23 protein-coding genes are annotated in these 26591 nt (G+C 70.6%); 13 read left to right on the plus strand and 10 right to left on the minus strand.

What is annotated here, in order from left to right; translation table 11 throughout:
• Positions 1 to 4: 4 nt before the first annotated feature.
• From ACIP64_RS25565 to ACIP64_RS25575, 3 genes are all read left to right on the plus strand, one after another.
• A complete protein-coding gene (locus tag ACIP64_RS25565) occupies positions 5 to 1255 on the plus strand; it encodes a sensor domain-containing protein (RefSeq protein WP_401591052.1) in 1251 nt (416 codons plus the stop codon).
• Entirely contained in the window at positions 1240 to 1890 is a 651-nt protein-coding gene (locus ACIP64_RS25570) for a response regulator (RefSeq protein ID WP_401591055.1), read from the plus strand. The genes ACIP64_RS25565 and ACIP64_RS25570 overlap by 16 nt, the downstream gene beginning before the upstream one ends.
• A gap of 679 nt (positions 1891 to 2569) precedes the next feature.
• Positions 2570 to 3442 carry a D-alanyl-D-alanine carboxypeptidase family protein gene (locus ACIP64_RS25575; protein WP_401591057.1) on the plus strand — a complete coding sequence of 291 codons (873 nt, stop codon included), beginning with the start codon at positions 2570 to 2572 and terminating at the stop codon, positions 3440 to 3442.
• A gap of 88 nt (positions 3443 to 3530) precedes the next feature.
• On the opposite strand, the gene ACIP64_RS25580 is transcribed toward ACIP64_RS25575, so the two are convergent.
• The 3 genes from ACIP64_RS25580 to ACIP64_RS25590 all read right to left on the minus strand — a co-directional run bounded on the left by ACIP64_RS25580 (position 3531) and on the right by ACIP64_RS25590 (position 7434).
• The gene (locus ACIP64_RS25580) at positions 3531 to 4400 is read right to left on the minus strand and encodes an LLM class F420-dependent oxidoreductase (protein WP_401591060.1); all 870 of its coding nucleotides are present in this window, start codon (positions 4398 to 4400) and stop codon (positions 3531 to 3533) included.
• Between the two features lie 86 nt (positions 4401 to 4486).
• Complete coding sequence (locus ACIP64_RS25585) at positions 4487 to 6826, minus strand: M48 family metalloprotease (RefSeq protein ID WP_401591062.1); 2340 nt, start codon at positions 6824 to 6826, stop codon at positions 4487 to 4489.
• Positions 6823 to 7434, minus strand: coding sequence for a hypothetical protein (locus tag ACIP64_RS25590; protein WP_401591065.1), 612 nt, complete (start codon positions 7432 to 7434; stop codon positions 6823 to 6825). The genes ACIP64_RS25585 and ACIP64_RS25590 overlap by 4 nt, the downstream gene beginning before the upstream one ends.
• A 247-nt stretch (positions 7435 to 7681) precedes the next feature.
• Between ACIP64_RS25590 and ACIP64_RS25595 the strand changes: the two genes are divergently transcribed.
• The 3 genes from ACIP64_RS25595 (at position 7682) to ACIP64_RS25605 (ending at position 14649) form a co-directional block, all read left to right on the plus strand.
• Positions 7682 to 11425, plus strand: a complete 3744-nt coding sequence (locus tag ACIP64_RS25595; RefSeq protein ID WP_401591068.1) for a S8 family serine peptidase — start codon at positions 7682 to 7684, stop codon at positions 11423 to 11425.
• Between the two features lie 166 nt (positions 11426 to 11591).
• Positions 11592 to 12419, plus strand: a complete 828-nt coding sequence (locus ACIP64_RS25600; RefSeq protein WP_401591071.1) for a universal stress protein — start codon at positions 11592 to 11594, stop codon at positions 12417 to 12419.
• A 106-nt stretch (positions 12420 to 12525) separates the two neighbouring features.
• A complete protein-coding gene (locus ACIP64_RS25605; protein ID WP_401591074.1) occupies positions 12526 to 14649 on the plus strand; it encodes a SpoIIE family protein phosphatase in 2124 nt (707 codons plus the stop codon).
• Between the two features lie 14 nt (positions 14650 to 14663).
• Here the strand turns inward: ACIP64_RS25605 and ACIP64_RS25610 are convergent, their stop codons facing one another.
• A complete protein-coding gene (locus tag ACIP64_RS25610) occupies positions 14664 to 15215 on the minus strand; it encodes a TetR/AcrR family transcriptional regulator (RefSeq protein WP_401591077.1) in 552 nt (183 codons plus the stop codon).
• A 118-nt stretch (positions 15216 to 15333) separates the two neighbouring features.
• On the opposite strand from ACIP64_RS25610, the gene ACIP64_RS25615 reads away from it, so the two are divergent.
• Positions 15334 to 16383 carry an aldo/keto reductase gene (locus ACIP64_RS25615; RefSeq protein WP_401591080.1) on the plus strand — a complete coding sequence of 350 codons (1050 nt, stop codon included), beginning with the start codon at positions 15334 to 15336 and terminating at the stop codon, positions 16381 to 16383.
• Positions 16384 to 16424: 41 nt separating this feature from the next.
• Here ACIP64_RS25615 and ACIP64_RS25620 read toward each other — a convergent pair whose 3' ends face one another.
• Complete coding sequence (locus ACIP64_RS25620) at positions 16425 to 17504, minus strand: nuclear transport factor 2 family protein (RefSeq protein WP_401591082.1); 1080 nt, start codon at positions 17502 to 17504, stop codon at positions 16425 to 16427.
• 164 nt (positions 17505 to 17668) lie between these two features.
• Here ACIP64_RS25620 and sigJ point away from each other — a divergent pair, with 164 nt between their 5' ends.
• Complete coding sequence (gene sigJ, locus ACIP64_RS25625; RefSeq protein ID WP_401591085.1) at positions 17669 to 18607, plus strand: RNA polymerase sigma factor SigJ; 939 nt, start codon at positions 17669 to 17671, stop codon at positions 18605 to 18607.
• 26 nt (positions 18608 to 18633) lie between these two features.
• Here sigJ and ACIP64_RS25630 read toward each other — a convergent pair whose 3' ends face one another.
• The 3 genes from ACIP64_RS25630 to ACIP64_RS25640 all read right to left on the minus strand — a co-directional run bounded on the left by ACIP64_RS25630 (position 18634) and on the right by ACIP64_RS25640 (position 20974).
• Entirely contained in the window at positions 18634 to 19791 is a 1158-nt protein-coding gene (locus ACIP64_RS25630) for a nucleotide disphospho-sugar-binding domain-containing protein (protein ID WP_401591088.1), read from the minus strand.
• A 137-nt stretch (positions 19792 to 19928) separates the two neighbouring features.
• Complete coding sequence (locus ACIP64_RS25635; RefSeq protein ID WP_401591091.1) at positions 19929 to 20492, minus strand: hypothetical protein; 564 nt, start codon at positions 20490 to 20492, stop codon at positions 19929 to 19931.
• Positions 20493 to 20527: 35 nt separating this feature from the next.
• On the minus strand, positions 20528 to 20974 hold the full coding sequence (locus tag ACIP64_RS25640) for a hypothetical protein (protein ID WP_401591094.1): 447 nt from the start codon (positions 20972 to 20974) through the stop codon (positions 20528 to 20530).
• Positions 20975 to 21375: 401 nt separating this feature from the next.
• Between ACIP64_RS25640 and ACIP64_RS25645 the strand changes: the two genes are divergently transcribed.
• Positions 21376 to 22269 (plus strand): NADP-dependent oxidoreductase, encoded by an 894-nt coding sequence (locus ACIP64_RS25645; protein WP_401591125.1) that lies wholly within the window; start codon positions 21376 to 21378, stop codon positions 22267 to 22269.
• A 185-nt stretch (positions 22270 to 22454) separates the two neighbouring features.
• On the opposite strand, the gene ACIP64_RS25650 is transcribed toward ACIP64_RS25645, so the two are convergent.
• Positions 22455 to 22829 carry a hypothetical protein gene (locus tag ACIP64_RS25650; protein WP_401591097.1) on the minus strand — a complete coding sequence of 125 codons (375 nt, stop codon included), beginning with the start codon at positions 22827 to 22829 and terminating at the stop codon, positions 22455 to 22457.
• Between the two features lie 332 nt (positions 22830 to 23161).
• Between ACIP64_RS25650 and ACIP64_RS25655 the strand changes: the two genes are divergently transcribed.
• A complete protein-coding gene (locus tag ACIP64_RS25655) occupies positions 23162 to 23764 on the plus strand; it encodes a hypothetical protein (RefSeq protein WP_401591099.1) in 603 nt (200 codons plus the stop codon).
• A gap of 184 nt (positions 23765 to 23948) precedes the next feature.
• Here ACIP64_RS25655 and ACIP64_RS25660 read toward each other — a convergent pair whose 3' ends face one another.
• Positions 23949 to 24569: a TetR/AcrR family transcriptional regulator gene (locus ACIP64_RS25660; protein WP_401591101.1), complete on the minus strand. Its 621-nt coding sequence runs from the start codon at positions 24567 to 24569 to the stop codon at positions 23949 to 23951.
• A 102-nt stretch (positions 24570 to 24671) separates the two neighbouring features.
• Here ACIP64_RS25660 and ACIP64_RS25665 point away from each other — a divergent pair, with 102 nt between their 5' ends.
• The 3 genes from ACIP64_RS25665 (at position 24672) to ACIP64_RS25675 (ending at position 26544) form a co-directional block, all read left to right on the plus strand.
• Positions 24672 to 25346 carry a DUF998 domain-containing protein gene (locus tag ACIP64_RS25665; protein ID WP_401591104.1) on the plus strand — a complete coding sequence of 225 codons (675 nt, stop codon included), beginning with the start codon at positions 24672 to 24674 and terminating at the stop codon, positions 25344 to 25346.
• A 74-nt stretch (positions 25347 to 25420) separates the two neighbouring features.
• Positions 25421 to 25633: a DUF4287 domain-containing protein gene (locus ACIP64_RS25670; protein ID WP_401591107.1), complete on the plus strand. Its 213-nt coding sequence runs from the start codon at positions 25421 to 25423 to the stop codon at positions 25631 to 25633.
• A gap of 317 nt (positions 25634 to 25950) precedes the next feature.
• Entirely contained in the window at positions 25951 to 26544 is a 594-nt protein-coding gene (locus tag ACIP64_RS25675; RefSeq protein ID WP_401591109.1) for a helix-turn-helix domain-containing protein, read from the plus strand.
• Positions 26545 to 26591: the final 47 nt, after the last annotated feature.

Below are 26591 nucleotides of genomic sequence, written 5' to 3' on the forward strand. Positions count from 1 at the left end.
GACCGTGGCTACGAGTGTGTGGCGGGCGATGGCGGGCAACCCCATCCGATTCGTCCGGTCGCGATGGCCGTGGCGCAGCCTGGCTTATGTGGTCAGTAGCGTGGCGGTCGTCTCGATCGCCTGGCTGGTTGTTTTGCCGCTGCTGCTTTTTCCGCCGCTGTTGCTGCTCGTCAGCGTAACGATCGGGGCGCTGGAGCGCCATCGGCTCGGCTTCATGGAGCCGGTGGCGGTTCGCGACCCGCACGCACCCGCGCCCCTGAGCGGCTGGGCGTGGGTGCGGCGGCGGGCGGCCGAGGCTGCCACCTGGCGCGAATTCGGCTATTGCGTGTGTCTGTTGTCGGTGCTTGCGCTCCTCGACCTCGCCGCGGTGTTCGTCCTGCTCATCTGCCTCCTCCTGCTGACGCTGCCGCTGTGGGTTGGGTTGGGCGCCGGCGTCCATGCGGACTTCCATATCGCCTTGGCCAGCTGGACGGTTGAGACTGTCGGGCAGGCGGGCGTCGTCGCCGGTCTGGTCGGGGTGCCCGCGACAGTGGTCACCCTGTACGGAATCAGCGTGCTCGGCGGTGCCCAGGCCGCCTTCGCCAAGTGGTTGCTCGCGCCCACCGGCACCGAGATGAACCGTCAGGTGGAGGAGCTGGCCCGGTCGCGCAGCCGGTTGGTCAACGCCTTCGAGGCCGAACGCCGTCGGATCGAGCGAGACCTGCACGACGGCGCGCAGCAGCACCTGGTTCTCCTGACGATGAAGCTGGGTCTGGCCGAGCGGCATATGGCCGACACAGAAGGACGCGCCGGTGAACTCGTCGGCGAGGCTCACGAGCAGGCTCGCCTGGCACTCACGACCCTCCGGGACCAGATCCGCGGCATCCATCCTCAGGTCCTCACCGATTTCGGGCTGATCGAGGCGGTACGCGAACTCGCCGAACGGTCTCCGATTCCGGTCGAGGTCGACCTCGACCTGCCCGGCCGGCTGCCGCCCGAGATCGAGGCCACCGCCTACTTCGTGGTCTCGGAGGCCCTGACCAACGTCGTACGACACGCCGCGGCCACTCGTATCCAGATCAGTGGCAGACTCGCTGAACAACGACTGGCGCTGACAATCGTTGATGACGGCAGGGGCGGCGCTGAACCGTCACTGGGCACAGGCATCCGGGGACTGGCCGACCGAGTGGCCGTCGTGGCTGGCACCCTGGAGATCAGCAGCCCACAAGGAGGACCCACCACAGTGCGGATCGACCTGCCATGTCGCTACGAGTAGTGCTCGCCGAAGACGCCACGCTCATGCGGGCCGGACTCGTCAGCCTGCTCGAAGGACTCGGCCACACCGTGGTGGCGGCGGTCGGCGACGGTGACTCGATGTTGGCGGCCGCCCGAGAGCACCGACCCGACCTGGTCATCACCGATGTCCGCATGCCGCCCAGTTTCACCGACGAAGGGCTGCGTGCCGCGGTGACACTACGCGCCGGCGACCCGAACGCGGCGGTCCTCGTGCTGTCGCAGTACGCGGCCACCGCGTATGCCGCTGAACTGCTCGGCCCGTCAGGTCGGGCCGGAGTTGGCTACCTGCTCAAGGACCGCGTCGGCGAGGTCGCCGACTTCGCCGACGCGGTGTCGCGGGTCGCGGCCGGCGAGACCGTCATCGACCCCGATGTGGTACGGCAGTTGCTGAACCGCCGACGCACGACCAACCCACTCGACCGGTTGACGACACGGGAACGGGAGGTGCTCGGGCATATGGCCGAAGGACACAACAACACGTCCATCGCCCGAACGCTCGGAATCAGCGACGCCGCAGTGGCCAAACACATCGGCAACATCTTCACCAAACTCGACCTCCCCGAGGCCGACGGCCACCGCCGGGTACTCGCCGTCCTGACCTACCTGCGAAGCTGACCGCACCCGAGTCGGCAACGGTTGCGTTCGCGCCGGTTGGAGTGGTGACTACACCGACTACGGATCGGGTGACCTCCCCGAAGACACCCCGCTGACGCTGCGCGCGTACGTCGTGAAGGGCGGAGAGGTCGCGTATTCGCTGGGAAAGACCGTGTACTCCTGCCCGGAGGCCCGGGGGAGTAGCAGCCCCACGCGTGCCGCGTGCCGCGTCGGTCACGTGGATCAGGGAAGGTCGCCAGTGTCGACGGCAGGTCACCGACCGCGCGAGGCCCATTGAAGCTCCGTTCAGTGCAGGCGACTTGGTAGTTCACCTGCTCCGACCGGAGCTTTGTTGCGTGCGTGACGGCCTCTGCTGCAGTAGAAGGTTGAGCAACGTCTCGCGGGGCGAACGCGGGCCGGGACGCGTCGCCGGCGGTCACCTCTCGACCATGGCCCACTGTTCATCCGTCAGGCTCCGGCGGGCAGGCCGACGGTACGAACTCCCTCACACACCACCGCTGTTGCTCGTGGACCCGGGGTGTGCGGCCCGGCCGTGTGGTGGGACGGAGAAGGCCTGAAGAATTCTTGGTGGGTGGTACATCCCTTTGCCCCTCCCGGTTGTCCAATGCGTCGACGGCTGATTCCTGCCGTCAATCCGCAGGAACACATGGGGGCATACGTTTTGAAAAGCGCCATAAAAATGACATCTCGCGTGGTCACGGTGGCCGTCACCGCGGGAGGGCTGCTGTCCGCGGGGGTGCTGACCGCCCCCGCCCAGGCCGCGACTCTTCCGGTGCCCGCGATCACCGCCAAGGGCGGTTTCGTGATGAACTACGCGACCGGCAAGACCCTCTTCCAGAAGTCCGCCGACGTCCGTCGTTCCACCGGCTCGACGACCAAGATCATGACTGCGCGCGTCGTGCTCGCCCAGCCCAATCTCAACCTCGACGCCAAGGTCACGATCCAGAAGGCGTACAGCGACTACATCGTCGCCAAGGGCGCCTCCTCGGCGCACCTGGTCGTCGGCGACAAGCTGACTGTCCGTCAGTTGCTGTACGCGATGCTGCTCCCGTCCGGCTGCGATGCGGCCTACGCCCTCGCCGACAAGTTCGGCACCGGCACCTCGCGGGCAGCGCGGGTCAAGTCGTTCATCGGCAAGATGAACTCGACGGCCAAGACCCTGGGTCTGAAGAACACCCACTTCGACTCGTTCGACGGCATCGGGAACGGGGCGAACTACTCCACCCCGCGCGACCTCACCAAGCTCGCCACCAGTGCGATCAAGTACATCAACTTCCGCACCGTGGTGAAGACGAAGTCGACCAAGCAGAAGGTGACCACGAAGAGTGGCGGCTACCGCTACATGACGTGGACCAACACCAACACCCTGCTCGGCAGCTACGCGGGAACCATCGGCATCAAGACCGGATCCGGCACGGCCGCCAAGTACTGCCTGGTCTTCGCTGCGACCCGGAACGGCAAGACGGTCATCGGCACCGTTCTCGCCTCCTCCTCGGCGACCAGCCGGGCGTCGGACGCGACGAAGATGATGAACTACTCCTTCAAGAAGTAGTCAGGCCTGCCTGACGAAGGGTCTGCTCACGGCCGCGCGGTCACGGGCAGACCCTTTGCCGTTCGCCGGCGGTACGGGCGGCCGTGGGTCACTCGTCCGGGACGATCCATGTCCGGGCGAGGTCCTCGACCCAGCCGGCCGCCGCTTCTGGTGCCGGCGGGGGCGTGCCGACGACGACGATCTCCGAGACGCCCGCCGCGGCGAGACCGGGCAGCTGCCCCGGCGTGCCGTCGGTCAACGCGACGGCGATGGTGAATCCATCGAGGGAGCGGCCCGTGCGGGCGCACTCGTCGGCGAGGACGGCCACATGCGAGGGGACGTCGGCCGCCGCGACGTAGAAGCCGTACCAGCCGTCGGCGTGCCGCGCCGCGCGGCGCAGGGCGACGTCGCTGTTGCCGCCGACCACGACCGGGAGCCGGCCGCCGCGCACCGGTTTCGGATTGACCCGGATCGCCTCGAAGGCGGTGAACTCCCCGGCGAAGGAGGCCGGATCCTCGGCCCACAGGACTCGCATCGCGGCGAGGTACTCCTCGGCGCGCCGCCCGCGCCCGGCGAAGGGGACCTCGAGCGCCGCGAACTCCTCGGCCGACCAGCCGGCCCCGAGCCCGAGCGTGAACCGCCCGGCGGAGAGCACGTCGAGCGTGGCGGCCTGTTTGGCGACCACGACGGGGTTGTGCTCGGGCAGCAGGAGCACACCGGTGGCGAGTCCGATGCTGCTGGTGACGGCGGCCGCGTAGCTCAGGGCGAGGAGCGGGTCCAGCCAGTCCGCGTCCGCGGGCACGGCGATCCGGCCGTCGGCGGAGTAGGGGTAGCGGGAGTCGGGCGCGTCCACGAGGACCACGTGCTCGCCGCACCAGAGCCGGGCGAAGCCGTGCGTCTCGGCGGCCGCGGCCACCGCCTTGATGATCTCCGGACGGGCACCGTCACCGATGCCGAGTGCCTGAAGCCCCACGCGCATCCGCCACCTCCTGGCGTCACCGTAAGCACGGCGCACGGGCGCCGTCGGGTGACATGGCAGGCCGGGTGCCGAGGCGGTGCGCAGCGTCACCCATGCGGCCGAGGCGGCCGCCCGGGTGCGCGCCATGGCACCCGCGGACCGGGGAGGGCCGCGGGACTCCGGACCTTGTCGAGCAGCGCCGTCCATGCGGGCAGGAGGAGCAGGGCGAAGGCGGCCGTCCAGGCCGTGATCGTCGTCGAGATGAACACCATGCCGGACAGCGGATCCTCCTGGCACGCCGGGTGGCTGACGCCCCAGCGGACGCAGGCGAAGTGGTCGCGTGAGAGGAACGAGGCGAAGGGGAGCAGCAGCCCCGCTCCGATCACGGCGAGCACGCCGTGCAGGGCGCGCAGGTCGAGGTGCGCGCCGCGCCGTGCGGCGAAGAATCCGGCGGCCAGTTGCAGCAGCATCGCGACGGGCACCGTGTAGAGGGTGAACACCGAACCGAGCCACTGGATCGGCCACGGGAGGACCAGGGCACTGTCCACGTGCACCGTCCACAGCGCGAAGCCAGCGGCCCCACCGAACACGACGCCGCCCACCAGCGCCCGCATCGGACGCAGGCGCTGGGGCGCGAGGAGCGCCGCGGACGCCTCCGCGGACGGGGACCGGAGCAGAAACCGTCGGGCACCCGCGGTGTGCGCGTCGTCCCTGCCGCGGGCGAGGAGCCGTGCCCAGAACGGCGCTGCCAGCGGCACCGCGGCGGTGGCGGCGACCACCGCGATCACGGCCGGCGGGGGAGGGAGGACGACGGCCATGGAGAACACATAGCCGAGGTAGTCCAGCGGTGTGGGCAGCAGGTTCAGCGGACTCGGCATGGTCAGCAGGGAGAAGCCCGGTTGCCCCAGGGGACGGACGTGGCCGAGCCAGATGCCCAGCAGTGCCACGGCCGCCGCGCAACAGCAGGCGATCGGCAGGTATGGACGGCGGGCGGCCAGCACGACCGGCGCCCAGGCGCGGGCGGTGACCGCGTTCCACCGTACGAATGCGTAGCCGGAGGCGGCGAAGATCAGCCACAACGCCACCTGCACCGCGGGGGAGTCGGAGACCCTCAGGGCCAGGGCCGTACGGTGCTCCTCGTCCCCGAACGTGCCCAGTGCGAGGCCGCAGCCCACGGCCAGCCCGGTGGAGTGGGCCCCCGCCCACCTGGTGCGGTTCAGATGTGCGCCCAGCGTGGCGCGCCAGATGCCCGCGGCCACGCTGCCGCCCAGCAGTACGGCGGGGACCAGGGTGCGCGGCACGCTGTCGCGGTCGGTCAGCCCGATCGCGTCGCCGGTCCACTGCGCCACCGGGAGGTAGACCAGCGAGCAGGACAGCGCCAGTCCGAAGGCGTCCCAGGGGGAGAAGCGGAAGAGCAGGCCGGTGTCGCCGAGCGCGGCCAGCCGTTTCGCGGCGGAAGGATGCGTGCGGCGGAGCAGCCGCCGGCGGGGTGCGGTCCGCTCGTGGACGTGCTGCGCGGCGAGCAGGCGCCGCAGGGAGTGGGCGCCGCGTGTCCACAGCGCGACCCGGGCGTCCGCGTACAACTCGCGGCTGCGCAGTACCGCGCCGACGGAGTGCGCGACCGTGACCGCGAGAGCGCACTGGGCGCCGATGAGCAGCGTCCCGAAGACCGCACTGCTCGGCAGCAGCAGCCAGCTCACCAGCAGGGCGAACGGCGCCGTCACCGCCATCGGGACGGCCACGGCGAAGAGGAACAGCCGGTGGCAGATGAGGGTGAGGAACGCGATGTCCACATCGCGATTGCGCAGGTGCGCGAGTTCGTGCAGGACGATCGCGCGGAACGCCTCGGGATCGAGGTCGTGCAGACGCAGCAGGCCGCCACTGAGCATCACGTAGCGTCGGCCGACTCTTCCGAAGGCGAGTCCGGTGGGACGCTGGTCCCGCCGGTCGACGACGAAGCGCACCGCGCACCGCGGTTCGGCCAGGGCTGTCAGTTCGGTGAGCGTGTCCTGGATGCCCGGGTGCGCGTCGGGCCGGAAGGGCCGCAGTCGGCGGCGGCGCAGCCGGTGGACGGGCAGGAACCAGTAGGTGATGCCGACGCCCAGCCAGAGCGCGGCGAAGGCCGCCAGTTCCACGGTGCTTCCGCCGCCGCCGAGGTCCGACAGCCCGCAGCGGCGGGCGAACGCCTCGGGATCGGACGCGGCGCCGGCGAAGTTCCTCGACGCGCAGTCGAGCACCTTGGTCAGCGAGTCCACGCTGCCGCCGCCCAGCGTGAGGTACGCCGTGGTAGTGGCGAGCGAGCCGAGTTCCGCCGCCATCGCCACCGACGTGCTCATGATCAGCAACGCGAAGCGCAGGGAGGTGCCGGAGGGCAGCCGGAACGGGTGCTGCATCCCCTGCATCGCCGCCGAGCGGCCGGCCCCGGCTCCGCTCGACACCACCGTCACGAGGGCGCTTCCTCCGCCCCGCCGCCGTCCGCGGACCGGCCGGCCGCTTCCGGAGCCGCCGTGTCCCGGCCCGCGACGACCCCGCCCAGGACGGCGTCGGCGAGGAGTCCCGCCTGGTCCGGCGACAGACCCAGCCTGACCCCGTTGTCGTAGGCGACACGCCGCAGCAGGTCGAGGTCCCACGGTTCCTGTCCCACCGGCGCCGTGGACCGGGCGGGGCCCGGTGCGGCGAACGGATTGTCCGCGACATCGTCCTGACCACCGACGGCCTCACCGTCCGGGGCGGCGTCCGGGCGGTCCTCCTCCCGTGCTCCGCGCCTGTGCCACCAGCCCCGCCGGTGCGCCTCGCGCAAACGGTCGGTGGCGATGGTTCCGACGACGGACGTCGCGACCGGCAGGGCGAAGAGCGTCCAAGAGCCCACGGCGAGGGCCTCGATCCCGATGCCCAGCGGCTCGGCACGTGCCTTCCAGGGCGCTCGGGCCGGGTCCTCGAAATAGGCGTCGGCCGTCTCCTCGAAGTACGGCAGCTCCGGCGGGGCCAACCGCCGCACGGCCTCACGGGCCAGCTCCCGCGTTCTCGCCGTCTCGCCGTCTCGCACCGCACCCACCAGCGGGCCCCGTCCCCTCGTCGCCACCGTGTCAACGGGAGTATTCCCCCAACTCCCCTTACCCGCAGGCTCGTCGGGAAAGCCCCCTGGACCCCGTGGGGTGCTGAACACCGCAGCGTAGTAGGCGTGTTGACAGAAATGAAAGATCTGTACATGGCTTTGCCGGAGGTGATCGAATCGCGGTCGACCATCAACCATGGGAGGTGCCGTGCGGCGACCAGTTGCGCGAAGATCGGGAACGGCGGTCATGGGCGTCACAACTGCCCTCGTCGCCGCTTTGATGACGCCCAGTCAGGCGCTCGGGGCGTCTCCAGGACCCCCGTCCCCAGCCGTACCCGCCGGGCGGACCCCTGGGCCGGCGGCGACCGTCACGCTGATCACCGGCGACAAGGTGACCGTGACGCCCGGCCCGGCCGGGACACCCGCCTCGGTGAGCGTGCAACGCCCGCCCGGGGCCACGGGATCGGTCCGGGTGCTCGCCGACGGCTCCGACACCTACGTCTATCCCGACGACGTCGTGCCCTACATCGCGTCGGACCGGCTCGACCGGCGGCTGTTCAATGTCACCCAACTGGTGGCCCAGGGGTACGACGACGCCCGCGCCCGCGAACTCCCCCTCATCGTCAGCCACCTGAAGTCGGCGGCCGCCAGGAGATCCTTCGCCGCGCTGCCCGGGGTCGAGGCCGGAATCGACCTCCCGTCGATCAACGGAGAGGCTCTGCTTGCCGGCCGGTCGCGGGCGGCGCAGTTCTGGTCGGCGCTCACCGGCACCGGCACCGAGCGTCAGAAGAACCGTGCGTCCGCCGGTCAGCGCCTGCCGGACGGGCCGTCCTTCGCGTTCGGCGTGGACCGGATCTGGCTCGACGGCAAGGCGGAGGCCTTCCTCGCCGACACCACCGCGCACATCGGTGCCCCCACGGCCTGGGCCGCAGGCACCACCGGTACCGGGGTCAAGGTCGCCGTACTGGACACCGGCGCGGACACCGCGCACCCCGATCTCGTGGACCGCGTGGTCGCCACCGAGAGCTTTGTTCCCGACCAGGACGTCACCGACAGGGACGGCCACGGCACCCACACGGCGTCGACCGTGGCCGGCACCGGCGCCGCCTCCGGCGGCAAGGAACGGGGCGTCGCCCCTTCCGCCGACCTGATGGTGGGCAAGGTGCTCGACAACGACGGCGTCGGCCAGGAGTCCTGGATCATCGCGGGCATGGAGTGGGCGGCGCGGACCGAGCACGCCAAGGTCGTCAACATGAGCCTCGGCAACCGGTACCTCACCGACCAGTCCGACCCGATGAGCCAGAGCCTGAACGCCCTCAGCGCCGAGACCGGCGCGCTGTTCGTCGTCGCCGCCGGGAACGCGGGACCCTCCCCGTACAGCCTGTCGGCACCGGGGACGGCGGACGCCGCGCTGACCGTGGGAGTGGTCGACACCTCCGACCGGCTCGACCCGCGGTCCAGTTCCGGGCCCCGCGGGCTCGACGACGGCCTCAAGCCCGACATCACCGCCCCCGGCATCGACGTGCTGGCGGCCCGCTCCCAGTACGCGGCCTCGGGCGAGGGCTACTACCAGACCCTCAGCGGCACTTCCATGGCCGCTCCCCACGTGGCCGGCGCGGCCGTCCTGCTGGCGCAGCAGCATCCCGACTGGACGGGCCGGCAGATCAAGGACGCTCTGATGAGCTCCAGCGTCCGGACACCCGCCTACACGCCCTACCGGGCGGGCACCGGGCGGGTCGACGTGGCGGCGGCCTACGACGCGCCCGTCGTCGCGACCGGCTCGGTGGACGCCGGACTCGTCCAGTGGTCGAGCTCCGGGACCCAGCCGGTGGCACGCGAGATCGTCTACACCAACACCGCGGACCACCCCGTCGCCCTGGACCTGTCCCTCGATCCGGGCGACTCGGCGGCTGGGGTGTTCGCCCTGGCCTCGGACCACGTCGATCTGCCGGCACACGGCTCCGCACGGGTCGGCCTCACCGCGGACCCGAGGGGCCGGGCCGCAGGCCAGTACTCCGCCCAGGTCCTCGCCCGTGACGGCAGCGGTGCCGTCCTCGCACACACAGCCGCGGGCGTCAGCGTCGAACCCGAGCGTTACAACCTCACCGTGCGGATGAAGGACCGCTCCGGCAGGCCGATGGGCGGCTTCATCGAGATCCGGAGCACCAAGGGCTCGTCCTTCGCCGAGGTGCCCGAGGACGGGACGCTGACGCAGCGTCTGGCGCCCGGCCCCTACACGGTCCTGACCTTCGCCGAGGTGGAGGGCACCCACGGCCCCCACTCCCTCGGGGTCGCGCTGCTCGCCGCGCCGGAGGTCGACCTCACCACGGACCGCGAGGTGCCGCTCGACGCCTCACGGGCACGCCAGGTGCGGGCGATCACGCCCAAACCCAGCGCCGTCGTCAGCAGCAGGCTCGAGATCTACCGGTCCTTCACCTCGGACAAGCCCACCGCGGGCGACGGCGGCCTCGTCGAGTCGGTCTTCCCGGACTCCCGCTACGACAGCCTCTGGGCACTTCCCACCGACGACCACTCGGTGAAGAAGGGCAGCTTCGTCTTCACCACCCGGCTCCGTACCCAGCAGACACCGCTGACCATCGCCTACGACGACCGCACGCTCGACGACGCCCTCGTGCAGCGCGGGTCGCCGCCGCTCCCCGAGGGCAACACCCGCTTCGACACCGTCTTCGCCGGGACCGGATCCGCCGGCGAGTACGCGGGGGTACCGGCCCGCGGCAGGGCCGTCGTCGTACGCGCCGGCAGTGAGGTGCCGCCGAGCGACCAGGCGGCGGCGGCGCACGAAGCCGGCGCGGCGATGCTGCTGGTGGTCAACGACGGCACGGGCAGGAAGAACGACTGGTACGGCGACCCCGACAACGTCACGGCCGGGCCGCTCCCGGTCGCGTCGGTCACGCAGGACGAGGGGGAGGCCCTCATCCGCGACATCGCGGCCTCCCGCAAGCAGCGGGTGCGGCTGGCGATCGAGGCCCATCCCGCACCGGAGTACCTGTACGACCTGGTCGACTACCACTCCGGAAGCGTTCCCGAAGATCCCTCCCTCGTCGCGGATCCGGGCGCCCTCGCGCGTCTCGACCTCGACTTCGCCCAGCCGCCCGGGAAGCGCGCCACCGAGACGCGGGTCGACTACCCGCCGTACCTGTGGGGCGCCGCGAGCCAGACCAGCGGGGACTCCGTCGCCCCCGGCGAGCGCACCGACTGGGTCTCCGCGGGCGGCAACGTCAGATGGCAGCAATTCGCCTACCTGCCCGGCTGGATGGGGTCGGGCAACCTGCCGACGGCCTACCGGCCCGGCAGCAAGCAGGACGAACGCTGGCTCGGCCCCGTCGTCCGTCCACGCCTCCTCGACAACGACCTCCCCGTCCGCGACGAGACGTCCCTCTCGTTCTACGTCGGCGGCTTCGGCGACTCCGGTACGGCGCACACGGGCAGCGCCGAGTACGGAACCGCCATGTCGCAGCACGTCGAGCTCTACCAGGGCGAACGGCAACTGCTCAGCACCGACAGCTCCTACGTGTACGCCTACGACCTGGACCCGGGGACGCTGCCGTACCGGCTCGTCGCCGACACCACCGGGGACACCGGGTTCAGCCCCTACTCCACCGCCACCCGCACCGAATGGAGGTTCACCTCGGGCGCCTCGGCCCCCGGGACCGTTCCGCTGGCCCAACTGGACTACGCGGCGGACCTGGACGCCGCCGGCCGTGCGCGGCGCACGGCGGACCTCGCCATCACCCCCGTCCTGCCGGGCATCGCTCCCGCCGAGGACGCCGTCTCCGGCGCAGGGCTGGAGGTCTCCTACGACGACGGCGCCACCTGGCACCGGCAGGACCTCCAGGAGAAGAAGGGGACGTGGCGGACGTCCCTGCGGGCTCCCTCCGGGGCCGACTTCGTGTCGCTCCGGGTGACCGCCGACCAGCGGTCGGGCACCTCGGTGACGCAGACCGTCATTCGGGCCTTCGGACTCGTATGACGTGAGCGGGGGCCGGGGCCGGTGCACACCGGCCCCGGCCCCCGGGATGCGGCCGCCCCTGACCCGAGGCACCCTGTCGGGGGAGGAGCGGCACCCGCGTGCCGCCTCCCGGCAACTCGCGCGGAAACGCCCTGCACGCTTGACATCCACGGAGGTGAGAAGGCCGGTGGGCGGTGTGATCGTGGCAGGAGTCGACGGTTCGGAGTTCAGTTCCGCGGCAGTGGCGGAAGCTGCCCGGGAAGCCCTGTCGCGCCGCGCGGAGCTGCGCGTGGTGCATGCGCTTGTGCCGCCGCCCATGCCGGCGCACGTGCCCATGGATCCCTCCCCTCTGGGACCGCCGGCGACCGTGTTCCAGGACGCGGCCGAGCGCGTGGTCCGCGAGTCGGTGGAGCTCGCCAGGCGCACTGCGCCCCAGGTGAATGTCACGGGGACCGTGCTGCAGGGGGATGCGGTGTCGGTCCTGGAACTGCAGTCGCGTACCGCGGATCTCGTGGTCGTCGGACCCCGGGGCACGGGTGGGTTCATCGGGATGCTGCTGGGCTCGACGGCGGTGTTCCTGGCCGCTCACGGACAGTGTCCGGTGATGGTGGTGCGGGAGCAACCGGCCCCGTCAGGGCCGGTCGTGCTGGGCGTCGACGGATCCCCCGCCGGAGCCAAGGCGGTCGACTTCGCCTTTGCCGAGGCGGAGCTGCGCGGAGCGGAACTCGTCGCCCTGCACGCGCACAAGGGCCGACCCGGCACGGCGGACGAGAGCATGGATACAACCGCGGTACTCGCGGGGCACCGGCAGAGCCGTCCCGACGTCCCGGTGCGGCACGCGGTGGTGCACGGCGACCCCCGCGAGGCACTGATCGACGCCGGCAGGACGGCGTCGCTCACGGTCGTCGGCTCGCGGGGCATGGGCGGATTCAGGGGGTTGCTCCTGGGTTCGGTGAGCCAGGCCCTGCTTCAGCACGCCCACTCTCCCGTGGCTGTCGTCCGCGGAACCGGGTAGGCGCCTGGCACGTCGCGCTCCCGGCGGGCAGTCCGGGCCCAGCGGGCGGGGGCTCGCGGAGTCGCGGAGTGCGGGTGAGGACGCGAGCTTGCGACGGGGTGAGCGTGTGCAGCGACATGATGTGCGGCGGCCTACGCCGGGTCTGGGCCGGCTCACCGGGCTGTTCGGCGGTCTGGTGCGGGGCGTCGACGCGGCCGTCGGCATGCTGTACGTACTGCCGCCGGGGGAACACGCGCTTCAGCTGGTGGCGCTGTCCGGGATGTCCCGGCGGATAGCCGCCCTGTGGGCGCGGATCGGGATCGACGATGCGACTCCGCTGTCGGAGGCGGTGAGGGAGCGTTCCCCGGTCTGGGTGGGCAGCCCCCACGACATGGCCCGGCGGTATCCCCGGATCGGGCTGGTGGCCCCTTACGAAACGGTCGTGGCGGCCGCACCCTTCACCGGCGACGATGCGGTGTGGGGCGGCGTGTGCCTGGTGTGGCCGGCCTGGCACCCCCCGGAGCTCGACCAGCGCGAGCGTGAGGCGATCGAGGACTTCTGCCGCGGGGCGACACGGGTGCTGGAGGAGGCCGCTCGGCACGGGTATCCGCTGCTGCCGGGCGCACAGCCGGTGGTCCTGGGGCCGAACCGTCCGCGGACGCCGAGCCGGGCCGAGGCGCTGGCCGCGTACGACTTCACGGACCGCCTGCCGGTGGGCTGCCTGGCGCTGGACCTGGACGGCCGGATCCGCTTCCTCAACGCCGCGGCCGGTGAACTCCTGGGTGCGGGGGTCGCGGACCTGCTGGGATCCCGCCCCTGGGAGCGGCTGCTGTGGCTGAGCGAGCCGACGTTCGAGGACCGCTACCGGACGGCGCAGATGAGCCGGAGACCGACCGGGTTCACCGCGCTCCGGCCACCTGACCAGCGGATCTCATTCCAGCTCTATCCCGGGGCCACCGGCGTCAGCGTTCGCTTGACAGCCGTGGCGGACGGTGCCGTCGAGCCGGGCGACGAAACGGGCTCTTCCGATGGGCGCGGCGCCCTCGGGGCATTGTCCTTGTATCAGCTGATGTATCTCGCGGCGGCCCTGACCGAGGCCGCCGGGGTGAAGGACGTCGTCGACCGCGTCACCGCCCAGCTGGTACCCGCATTCGAGGCTCAAGGGCTCGGGCTGATGATGGTCGAGGACGGTCGCCTGCGCATCGCCGGCCACCGCGGATACACAGATGCGTTCATGGCCCGCTTCGACGGCGAGCCGCTGTCCGGTCCCACCCCCGCCGCCCGGGTGGTGACGGCACAGACCCCGACCTTCTTCACCAGCTTCGCCGACTTTCAGCGTGCCTATCCGCAGGCTCCCCGCTACAGCGACCGCGACGCGTGGGCGTTCCTGCCCCTCATCGCTTCCGGAAGGCCCACCGGCCTGCTGGTGCTCTCCTACGACCGGCCCCGCTCCTTCTCCCTGGCCGAACGAACCATCCTCACCTCGTTGGCCGACCTGATCGCACAGGCCCTGGACCGCGCCCGCCTCTACGACGTCAAACACCAACTCGCCCGCACCCTGCAGACCGGCCTGCTTCCCCAGGACCTGCCCGTCATCCCCGGCCTGCGGATCGCCGCCCGCTACCTGCCCGCCGGCCACGGCACCGACATCGGCGGTGACTTCTACGACGTCATCAGCTGCGACGCCAACGGCGCGGCCGCCGTCATCGGCGACGTGCAGGGCCACAACATCCAGGCCGCGGCCCTCATGGGACAAGTGCGTACGGCCGTCCACGCGCATGCCACCGCCCGCACCTCCCCGGGCGAAGTCCTCACCCGCACCAACCGCCTCATGGCCGATCTCAACGCGGGCCTGTTCACCAGCTGCCTGTACGCCGACCTCGACCTGGCGGGCCACTGCGCCCGCGTGGCCACGGCAGGGCACCTCCCACCCCTGATCCGGCACCCCGACGGCCGCACCGAGGTCCTGCACATCGCGCCCGGGCTGCTGCTCGGTATCACCACGGAAGCCGAATACCCCACCACCGACGTCCCGCTGCCGCCGGGAACGGTGCTGGTCCTGTACACCGACGGCCTGGTCGAAGTGCCGGGCGCCGACATCGAGCACACCACCGCCGAGCTCGCGCGCCACCTCACCTCGGCAGGGGACCAGGACGTGGACCGCCTCGCCGACGTCCTTCTCCACCACGCCTTGGAGACGGTGCCGGGCACCGACGACATCGCACTCCTGCTCATCGCCGTCACGCGCTGAGCTGCTCGCCGGGATCAGGGGCGCAGGCCGCCGATGGCCAGTTCCATGAGGCGCTGCGCCTGGGCCGCGCCGTGGGGGCTGTCCGGTGTGCGCCACAGACAGCTCATCAGCATGATCACGTCGGTGGGGTCGATGCCGGGGCGCACCTCGCCGGCGCGTTCGCACGCGTCGAGGAGTTGTCCGACGGCGGCGGTGACGGGGGGCCACGAGTCGCTGACGACCTGCTGTGCGGCGGCGGAGTGCAGTGCCTCGCCGAGGTCGTGCTTGATGCGCACATACGCGGTGAGGCTGGTGAACCACTGCCGCAGCGCGTCGAGCGGGGCGTGGGCGGCCAGCACATCGGCGACGGAGTCGACCAGGCGGCCGATGTCGTGCTGGTAGACCTCCAGGATCAGCGCCTCACGTGTGGGGAAGTGCCGGTAGAGCGTGCCCGGTCCGATGCCCGCGCGCTTGGCGATCGAGTTGAGCGAGGCGTCCGGGGACTCGGCGAGTACGTCGTGGGCGACCTGGAGGATCACCTGCCGGTTCTTCCGGGCGTCGGAGCGTTGCGTCGCGGGGTCGGGCACGGGTCCTCCAGGCGTGCGGGCAGTGCTGTTTGCGATCCGGAGAGGTCTCCGGTAGCGTCGCGGGCATCAATCGGAGAGATCTCCGGTTCTCTTCCTCCCTCATTGTAGGAGCCTCCCCGTGCGCTGCATCAAGCTCGGCCGCACCGGCCTCGACGTCACCCCGGTCGCCATCGGCGCCATGACCTACGGCGAACCCGACCGCGGCCACCCCGTCTGGTCCCTCGACGAGGAGGCCGCCCGCCCCCTCGTCAAGCACGCCCTCGAGGCCGGCATCAACTTCTTCGACACCGCCAACCTGTACTCCTACGGCTCCAGCGAGGAGATACTCGGGCGCGCCCTGCGGGACTTCGCGAACCGCGACGACGTCGTCGTCACCACCAAGGTCCGCCACACCATGCGTCCGGGCAGCCCCAACAGCGGCGGCCTGTCCCGCAAGGCGATCATGACGGAGATCGACCACAGCCTGCGCCGCCTCGGCACCGACTACGTGGACGTGTACATGATTCACCGCTTCGACAACGACACTCCGCTGGAGGAGACCCTGGAGGCCCTCGACGACGTCGTGAGGGCCGGGAAGGCCCGCTACCTCGGCGCGTCCTCCATGTACGCCTGGCAGTTCGCCAAGGCCCTGCACCTCCAGGAGCGCAACGGCTGGGCCCGGTTCGTCACCATGCAGGACCACTACAACCTGCTCGCCCGCGAGGAGGAACGCGAAATGCTCCCGCTCTGCGCCGACGAGGGTGTCGCCACCATGATCTGGAGCCCCCTGGCCCGCGGCCGTCTCGCCCGCCCCTTCGACCAGGCGAACGCCGGTGAGCGCGCCGCGACCGACGGCGCCTACGCCGACCTGCTCTACAAAGCCACCGCCGACAGCGACCGCGCCGTCATCGACGAGGTCGGCGCCGTCGCCGAGGCCCACGGGGTGTCCCGCGCCCAGGTCGCCCTGGCCTGGCTGCGCCGCAACCCCGTCGTCGCGGCCCCGGTCGTCGGCGCCCGTACGACGCAGCAGATCGACGACGCCGTCGCCTCCCTCGACCTCGACCTGACCGACGAGCAGGCCCGCCGGCTGGAAGCCCCCTACACGCCCCGTCACGACTTCCAGGGCGTCTCGGACGCACGCGAACTCGAGCGCATCAAGGCCCGCATCCCCGGCTACGACAACATCTGACGCCGGGTCGCACTCCCGGGAGGACGAACGGCCGCGCCGGATCAGAATCCGACGGCCTCCCGCAGAAGAAGCACGGTGCCGCGTCCCGGGCGCGGTTCCGCGTTGAGCACGAGCAGCCGGCTGATGGCGCTGGGCATCCCGTACACCGCCTGGGCACGGGCGTTCTCCAGCGGGAGCGCGTGCTCCTCGACGCGGCGCAGCGCCGTCTCCAGGTCCGGCACCACCTTCTGGGCGCCGACGATCCAGATCGCGTGCGCGGCGCCGCCGGCGTTGGCCGGGAGCTGACTGCCGCTGCCCGAGGCGAGCACGAGCGAGCCGGTCTCGGTGACCGCGGCGACGCTGTTGACGACGACATCGGGGCCGGCGAGCAGCTTGCGGATCTCGTCGGCGCGGGTCGCGCGGTCCAGGGCCAGGACACGCGGCCTGACGGCGTCGTACCGGCCGCCGGTGTTGAGGTCCTCGTCGATGCCGGACAACCGCAGGGTCTCGCTGGCGCCGGTGAGCACGCTGGAACCCTCGGGGACCAGGTCCTTGACGCGGACACGCGCGGCCGCGACGTCGTCGAGGACCTCGGCGGCGAAACCGTTGGCACGCAGCGCGGCCGCGACCCGCTCCAGTAGCTCCGCCGGAGCCGGGTCCGTGAAGGAGGCGGTCGGAGCCGGTACGGTCCCGGAGTCCCGCGCCGCACGGGGTGCCGTGCCGGCCAGCGGGGAGGTGTCGAGGTACCTGATCTCGTAGACCCGCTCGGCGAACCTCCAGCCCTCCGCGGTGCGCTCGTAACGGTCGTGGTAAATGGCGTAGTTGAGACCCTGGCGGCCGTCCAGGGTACGCGCGAGCTCCTGGATGGAGGCGCGGCCGGTCGCCGTGTCCCCGTCGAGTCGGATCGTGCCGGGATGCGTGGTCTGCACGAAGAAGTCCCACTGGCTCTGCAGCCGCTCGCCCCCGGCACGGATCTCCTCGCGGCCGCGGAACTCGGCGGGGATGTTGGGCATGCGCAGGACACCGTCCGGTGTGAACAGCGCTGCCAGCCGCGGCCGGTCGCGCATCATCGCCGCGTCGGTGAACTCGCCGCGCAGCGCCTCGATCTCGACCCGGTCCGCGATGGCCTGGAAGTCGTTCATCGGCGTTCCCCTTCAGCCTCGTTGTCGTCCTGCCGTCCTGCCGTCCTGACCGGTACGACAGTGCAGCCCTCAGGAATGTGAGGTCGCGCCCGCCTCACATTCCGGCGGGCTGTTTCGTCGTACCGGGTAGTGGCGCAGAGACGAGCGAGGGAGAAGGCCGGACCATGACCACCACAGCCGAACCCGGCGACGACCGGGCCGATCCGGGCCTCGGCGCGATCATGAGCGAGCGGCGGCGGCTGATCAACCTCGGCTATCGGCTGCTGGGTTCCCTCGCCGACGCCGAGGACGTCGTGCAGGAGACCTACGCCCGCTGGTACGCCATGTCCCCGCGCGAGCAGCAGGCCATCGAGACGCCCGGCGCCTGGCTGATGACGGTCGCCGGCCGCATCTGCCTGAACATGCTGCGTTCGGCGCGGGCCAGACGGGAGACCTACGTCGGCGACTGGATCCCCGAACCGCTGCCCGAGCCCGCGGAGTGGATCACCGGGCGCTCCGGCGCGGGCGGGACCGACCCGGCCGACCGGGTCACCCTCGACGAGTCGGTGACGATGGCCTTCCTGGTCGTCCTCGACGCGATGACCCCGGCCGAGCGCGTCGCGTTCGTCCTGCACGACGTCTTCCGCTACCCCTTCGGCGAGGTCGCGGAGATCCTCGGCCGAAGCGCGGCGGCATGCCGCCAACTGGCCTCGTCCGCCCGCCGCCGCATCCGTACGGCCCGGCCGTCCGCGGGCCCGAGCGCCGGGCAGGCGGACATCGTCAGGCGGTTCAGGACGGCGTGGGAGGCCAAGGACATCGAGGCCCTGATCGGCCTGCTCGACCCGGACGCCACCGCGACCGCCGACGGCGGCGGGCTGGCCGTCACCCACCTGCGCGCGATCGTCGGCGGTGAGCGGATCGCCCGTGCCTACGCCGAGATCGCCCGTGTGTCGGGCGACCGCACGACGTTCGTGGAGTGCACGGTCAACGGCGTGCCCGGCCTGGTGGCGGAGCAGGACGGAGCCATCGCGACGGTGTTCGCGTTCGCGTTCGCGGGCGACCGGATCAGGCACATCTGGGCGGTACGGAACCCCGAGAAGCTCCGCCCGTGGCGCACCGACTGAGCGGCGACGCTCGCGCGCGGCGCCCGCTACGCCATGACGGAGACGGTGAGGCGTTCGGCGACCTCCGAGGCCGTCGGCATCGCCTCGATCTCGTCACGGAGGCGCTGCGCGGCAGCGGTGAAGCCGGGCTCGGCGAGCAGCCGGCCGACCGCGGCGGCGACGGCGTCCGGGTCCTGCTCGCCGATCGGCAGGGCCAGGCCCGCACCTGCCGCCTGGAGCCGGAAGGCCTGGCGCTGCTGCCCCGCGGTGTCGGGGACCACGACGGCGGGGATGCCGCGGGCCGCCGCCCCGAAGGTCGTTCCGGAACCACCGTGGTGCACGACGGCGGACACACCGTCGAGCAGTTCCGCCGCGGGCAGGAAGGTGACCAGCTCGACCCGGCCCGGCTCCAGCCCGAGGTCGTCGACCGGGACACCGCTGGACGTGGCGACCAGGTCGACGTCGAGGGCGCTCAGCGACCGGAGCAGCGGACCGAGCGTGGGAGCCGCGCCGCGGGCGGTGCTGAGGCTGACGAGCACGCGGGGCCGCCCGGTCCCCGGCGTCCTGGCCGCCCGCGGCGTGCCTTCGGGGCCCTGGTGGGGTTCGGGCCGCAGCGCGATGCGTTCGAGGGCCGGCAGCGCACCGTCGCGCTGCAGGCCGGGCGGGCACAGGTCGAGGAGCCAGCGGCCTGCGGGTGCCTGGGCCGGCGCCTCCAGACCCCGCTCGACATAACGGGAGTGCGCGGTGGCGGCGAGGGCGTCCAGCACCTCGGGCTCCAGCGCCGGGTCGATGCCCATCACGGCGGACGGCACCTTCAACACGGTGGCGACGAGCGGCCCCACGAAGTCGCAGTGTTCCGACACGACCAGGTCCGGTTCCCAGGCGCGCGCTCCCGCGAGCGCTTCGTCGGCGGAGAGGTCGATGCGTACCCCGGCGAAGAACTCGCCGACGAGCGCCGGCGACGGTGCGGTCATCATGTCGGCGCCGGTGCGGCGGCCCACCTCGGCGACGGTCACGTCGACGCTCGGACCGGCGGGGATCAGCTCAAAGCCCTCGGCCCCGACCGCGCCCGCCATGGCGGGCGCGGAGACGAAGGCAACGGCGTGCCCCTGCTTCCGCAGCGCCCAGGCGAGCGGCAACAGGGGGAGGAAGTGGCCGGTCAGCGGGTTGTTGAACATGAGGACGCGCATGGATATCCAGATCACCTGTGTGCTTGTGCCACGAGCCCGGCCGCACCGCGTGCCGCCCGGACCGGATTGATTGCAGGTACAAGCATATCTGGATTACTTGCCGGGACAAGTACAGCCGGGAAAGGTCGCTGGTGCGAGCCCCGCGAGGTTGCTCAGCGCTGCTGCTTGACGTCCTTGACCGAGGTCGGCCCCAGCTGCTTGGCGCTGGCGTACTCCGGCATCGTCATGGGCTTGTCGAACAGGAAGAACGACTGGTTCGTGCCGACGGTGAACTCCATGTACGCGTTCGTCGTGGCGTCGAAGCCGTAGTAGGCGTTGCAGGTGGAACCCGTGGTGTACGTGCCGTCCATGCCCGGTTGCGCGAGGACCGCCACGCCGTTGGAGGTGGACTCGACCCGCTCCGTCGGGGTGAGCATCTTGCAGCGCGGAACCGGCAGGCCCTTCATGATGAAGTACCCGTACTGGCCGTTGGCGTTCTGGATGTAGACGTAGGAGAGCTTCCCGCGCTGCCCCCATGTCTTGACCCACTGGTTGATCGCGTCACGGGTCGGCGAGTACTCCATGCGGCCCGCCGGCTGCTCGGCGACGAGGTGGTCGTAGTTGTCCTGCTTGGCCCTGTTCTCCTTGTCCTGGCTGGAGTCGGTGCAGGAGCTCAGCGCGAAGCCTGCGGCGAGCACGACGACGGCGGCCAGGAGCATGCGTGCGAACTTCTTCATGCGGTGCTGCCCTCTTCCCGGGGTGAGTGGGGGGATCAGTCGGTGCACGTCGTGTGCTTGGCGGCGACATCCAGCCGGTAGGGGAGGTTCTTGTCGCGGAAAGGCGCGCGGTGCTCCTGGGCGGCCTTGGAGTTGTAGTCGTTGACCGACTCGATCCGCGTGGTCTTCAGCGCGGTGATCGACTGGTCGATCTGGGTCGCGCGCGTCGGCGAGGCGGACTTGCGCTCCTCCTGGAGCACTTGGATCGTCCCTTCGGCGTTCTGCACGGCCTCGCACAGGTCGAAGAACTCCTCGTACGTGGTCTGGATGAACACGCCTGAGCCGACGGTGTTGTTGCGCTCCTCCGCCTTGCCGCGGAACGGAGCTGTCATCCACCCCGCACCGCCGAAGGCGAACGTCCCGATCCCCCACAGCAGCGCCAGGAAGACCACCGCGGCGACGGCCCATACGCCGAACCGCGCCCCCTCGCGTACCTGTCCCATGGCCACCCCCTTCGCAGGCGGTTCCGCGGCGTGGAACCGCCTTCTTGCGAAGGAGGACACAGCACCCGCCGAAACGGTTCCGCGTGTGCGGGGAGGGGCAGTTGCCTGCCGGTGCGCGCCGGCTCGTCGTAGCGGGCTTGATCGAGGGTGGTGCCCGAACCGGTCAGTGCGTCCTCGAGCCGTGGCGGCAGCTCCGGGTGGGCGGTCCGCCTGACCAGGGCGTTGCGCACACGCGTGTGCCTTTTGCAGCCCCCGTCATGCTGACTCATCATGGGGTTGCGCGCTAAACGTGAGGAATCGCGTCATAGGCGCACAAAGGGAACTGCCCTATGGCGATTTCCCTGTCGGCTCCGGCTGACCTGCACCACGTCGTCACCCCTTCTCAGGAGAACACCATGCTTATGCGTGCCGTCACCGTCCCCCGCTTCGGCGGCCCTGACGCAGTCGAGATCACCGAACACCCGGTGCCCGTGCCGGGCCCGGGGCAGGTGCGGATCAAGGTGAAGGCGGCCGCGCTCAACCCGGTGGACGCGGCCATGCGCTCGGGCGTCTTCGGCGGCGAGGCGAACATCGGCCTGGGCTTCGACGTTGCCGGAACCGTCGACGCTGCCGGCCCCGGCACCCCCTGGACCGCTGGCGACCGTGTCATCGCCCTGGCCACGGGCCATCACAAGCCGCTCGGCACCCACGCCGACTTCGTCGTCCTGCACACCGACACCCTTGCGCCGGCCCCCACTTCCCTCGACGACGTCCACGCGGCGACGCTCCCGCTGAACACAACGACCGCCGCCCAGGCGCTGGAACTGCTCGCCCTGGCTCCTGGGCAGAGCCTGCTGGTCACCGGAGCGGCCGGAGGCGTCGGGGCCCACACCGTGGAACTCGCGCACCGGCAGGGGCTTAAGGTCACCGGGATCGACTCCGCGGCCTCCGAGGAATTCCTCCTCTCCCGCGGCGCCGACCATTTCCTGGCCCGAGGGCAGACCCCGGAGGCGGCCGCCTTCGACGGCGTGCTCGACGCCGCACGGCTGGGAGCGGACGCACTCGCCGCCGTCCGCGACGACGGCGCCTATGCCGGCCTGTGGCCCGGCTCGGAGCCGCACCCCGAACGCGGGATACGCGTCGAGGCTCTGAGCGTCCGAGCCGACGGTGCCCTGCTCACGGAGCTGTCCCACCTCGCGGAAGAGGGGGTGCTGCTGGCCCGTGTGGCACGGACGTACCCCCTGCACGACGCGGCCGAGGCACACGCACGGCTGGCGGAAGGCAATCTGCCGGGACGGATCGTGCTCGTCCCCTGAGGCCGGCCGACACTCCAGGTGCCCGGATGGGGGGCCGACCGGGGCGCCGTCGGCTGATGAACCGGGTGGCCGACCGCCCGGCTCCCGGCCGGAAGCCGCGGCGCAATCCGGACGCAACCGCGTGACTTCGGCAGGTAGGCAGAACCGGGCTGACCGCTGTGCCGGTCTGCACCTCACGAGGGTGGTCAGCCCCCGCTGATGAATGCCTCCATGGCCCGTCCGGTCATCCGGACGACTGCAGAATCCTCTCGGCCCTCGGGGGGCAGCCTGGAGCGGTCCTCCTCCCTGCGCAGGATCGTCGGCCGGTCCATAGGGATCACGGTCGCCCCGAGACGATCCACCAACTCGGCCAGCACATCGAAGAAATGACCGGGAGGGAAACGGCTGATGCCGATACAGACCTCGTTGATGTCCAGCTCCGCTTGATAGCCATCAGCGAGTTGGATCAGCACATCCTGGAAATCCTCGTCGGCCGCGACGACGTACGGCTTCAGGATCTCCTTCAGGAGATCCATGTCCAGAGGCTTTGGCTCACCGTTCTCGTACACGAGGATGAACATAGTGCGGCTCATTAACGCTCCTTCACCTTCCCCTTCTTTCGTGGACATCCGCGTGAGGCCTTCTCGATATCCCGGCTATTCACGAGAAGGCCTCACGAACGGCCACTCTACGGAACGCCTGTGACAGTGCTCTCCCCGGGCCGCTCCGGGTGCCCGTAACGGAACGCGGTCGCAGCCTTTTCGCTACTGCACGAATGCCTTATGGCTGGCGTCAGGAATACGCCGCCGCGGGCGTAGTCGGCAATAGGTGCGGCCTCCGGTCGCGCCTCTTGCTTGCCCGGTCCCAGATAAACCGGTTGGGCCCGGGCCGGAACGGGCACTACGGTTCCATCGTGATCAACATCAAGGCGGCCCGACTCGGGGCCGAAGCCGCCCGTCGCCTGAAGCAGGCCGACTGCTGCGAGATGGAACCGGGGCTCACCGATGATGAGTTCGAGCGCGTGGAAGCGCAATACGGTTTCCAATTCTCCGATGAACACCGTGCCTTCCTCGCCGCCGGCCTGCCGGTCGGCTCACCGCCCCAGGAAGGCGCGACCTGGGACAATCCCTGGCCCGACTGGCGCAACGGCGATCCTGCCGAGCTGCGAGCCCATGTCGCATGGCCGACCGAGGGCATATTGCGCGAGGTGGAGCACCGCTACTGGCACCGGGGATGGGGTGAGCGGCCCACAGAGCCGCAGGTCGCACGGGCCGTTGCCGAACGGCACCTGGCAACAGTGCCTCGACTGGCCCCCGTGTACGCACACCGGTTCCTTTTGGCGGGCCGCGAAGGCTACGGGCACCCGGTCCTGTCCATCTGGGGCACCGACATCATCTTCTACGGCAGCGACCTGGCCGAATACATCGAGCACGAGTTCAACGAGGATTACGAGCGGGACTGGGAGAGCTGGAACCCGAAGGCGACCGTCCCCTTCTGGAAGGCCTTCTTGAGCTAGACGACCCTCCTATAGGCAGGTCTTATTGGTTTGCTCCGGAAGTCCTTCGGGGGTGGACCTGTCGGCGATTTTGTGCAAGTTCCCGGGGTCCACCAGGAGGAACCGGTTTGCGAAGAGCCGGGAGAAATCGTTCAGTGTTTCTCCCGGTGTGCCCGGGGGCGACTTGGTGCGTGTCGCCGGAGGGTCAGCGGTAGGCAGCGGTGAAGGCCCGGACGCCCGCGTCCGCATAGCGGTCGAGTTCGCTCTGCGTGTGCTGGGGGCTGCCGTGGAACATGGCCTTGTTCACGGGGATCCACAGAAGAAGCCCGGTGAAGTGGTGAGCGGCCAGATGTGCGTCGGTAACGCGGAGGAGACCGTGGTCGGCGAGGCGTTGGAAGGTGGCCGCCAGGGTGGCGAGGACGCGTTCGAAGCCCTGCCTGTACCAAGTGGCGCCGAGCTCGGGGAAGGTGTCGGCGTTGGCGATGATCAGGCGCCGCAGCTGGAGTACCTGGGGCTGGGTGAGTGCGGTCAGGAAGTGGCGGGCCAGGCGGGTCAGGTTCTCCTCCAGTGCCTCGGCGTCGGCCGGGATGTCGGCCACCAGATCGACCATGGCGTCGACCCGGTCCGTCGTGGCCAGGACGATCTCGGCGAACAGCTTCTCCTTGTCCGAGAAGTGCTTGTAGACGGTTTGCTTGGAGACTGCGGCCTGCTTCGCGATGTCGTCCATGCTGGTCCCGGAGTACCCCTTGGCCATGAACGCCTCGGTTGCGGCGTCCAGGATCGCCTTGTGCTTGCGCGCAGACCGGCCTTGCTCGCTCGCTTCCATCGCCCACCCTTCGGTACTGGACAGTCCAGTTTGTATGTGACTAATCTAGCGCCCGGCTCCAACGAGTACCACACCGTCTAGTTCTATCCATGGGGGAATCGCATGACACAGACCATTGGCGTCCCGGTCACGGCCCGCTCGGCGTCGGCACGGCCGACGACGCGGGTTCTGCTGGCAGGCGGCGTCACGGCAGGTCCACTGTTCCTGGGCCTCGGCGCGGTCCAGGGGCTCACCCGCGACGGCTTCGACTTCACCCGCAACGCGATCAGTCAGCTCAGCCTGGGCGATCTCGGCTGGATCCAGGTGACCAGCTTCCTACTGACCGGCTTGCTGGCCGCCGCAGGTGCGGCCGGGATCCGCCGCGCACTGGACGGCGCACCCGCCGGCACCTGGGCACCGCGCCTGATCCATGTGTTCGGCGTCTCGTTCGCCCTCGCCGCCGTGTTCACCGCGGACCCGGGGGCGGGGTTCCCCGCCGGTGCCCCCCAAGCTCCCGCCGCCTCCCTGAGCTGGCACGGCGCCGCCCACATGCTCAGCGCCATGGTGGGCTTCCTCGCGCTGTCCGCGGCATTCCTCGTCCTGGCCGGGTACTTCGCCACGCACCGGGAACGGGGATGGGCCGTGAGCTCACGCCTGGTACCGCTGGGGATCCTGGCCGGATTCGCCGGCTCCTCCGCCACCGTGCCGGCCTTCACCGCCGGAGCCGGACTCGGCCTCCTCTGGCTCACGGCCGTCACCGCCCGGCTGATGACGACCCTCCCCGCAGCACAGAAGTAACAGCACCCGTCCACGCGTCGCCGCCGCAACCAAGACAACCATCAAGATGACCACAAGAGAGACAGGACACCGCAATGACCGGACTGGTGAAGGGCCCCGCCAGCTACTTCCCGTCGATCGAGAAGAAGTACGGCCGCCCGATCACGGACTGGAAGGACCTCATCCGCTCCTCGCCCCTGACCAAGCACACGGAACTCGTCACCTGGCTCAAGACCGAGCACGGACTCGGCCACGGCCACGCCAACGCGCTTGTCGCACACACCCTCGCCGAGGGCAGCGGTAAGTAATCCGGGCATCCGCACCGCCGGACCCGTTCAAGCCCGCAATACGGTTGCGGCTGCGGCTGCGGCGCTGCGGCAAGGGGCGGCGAGATCCACCTCTACTGATCGGCCTGCCTGCCTTGCCTGTTGCCTTCGCCTGCCCGACATCACCGACAGCCTCGCAGAGGCAGCGGCTGAAGAAGACGGCCTACGGCCGCAAGACTCCCCACCAGGCCCGGATGCGCGCGGACCTTGTGCTGCGTGCGGCACGCGGACGCTCCAACGCGCGGATCGCCAGTGAGTCGGGCCTGCACGTGGACACGGTGCGCACGTGACGGGGCCGGTTGACCGCTGGCGGTCTTCCGGCCCCTGAGGACCGTGAGCGTTCCGGGAGGCCGCCGCGTTTCCCCCCGCTGCAGACCGCCGAAGTCAATGCGCTGGCCTGCCAGTTACCTGCCGAGCCAGGCATACCGCTGTCCCGCTGGTCCTGCCCGGAACTGGCACGTGAGGCTGTCGACCGGGGGATCGTGGAGGCGGTCTCGGCCTCCACCGTGCGCCGCTGGCTCAAGCGGGACGCGCTCAAGCCCCAGCAGTACCACTCATGGATCTTCATTCGCGACCCCGACTTCCGCACCAAAGTCGCCCGCATCATGGGCCTCTACGCCGGCCTTTGGCAGTGTTCGGGCTTTCGGGCCTTGCGGCAGCCCTCATCGGACACTGCCGCTTCGCACGCTGAGCCACGAGATCAGTCCGTCAGCGGGGTCAGAGGGTCCGGTCGGGACAGCGTCTCTGACAACGGCAGCCCGTCCCTCGCGGCAAGGGTCCGACGGACGCGCAGTTCAGCGCGTGTCCGCGGGCGGTACTTGGGTTCCTTGCCACATCCGCAGACCTGTCGGCGACGGCTGAAAAGTGGACCGGTAGCGACGCTTGAAAGTTGACCCCCTTCAGGGGTCTGGCTCGTTGAGTCAGGCCGGGAGGAGTGGTG

The organism is Streptomyces sp. NPDC088733, assembly GCF_044751185.1.
Lineage (GTDB): Bacteria > Actinomycetota > Actinomycetes > Streptomycetales > Streptomycetaceae > Actinacidiphila.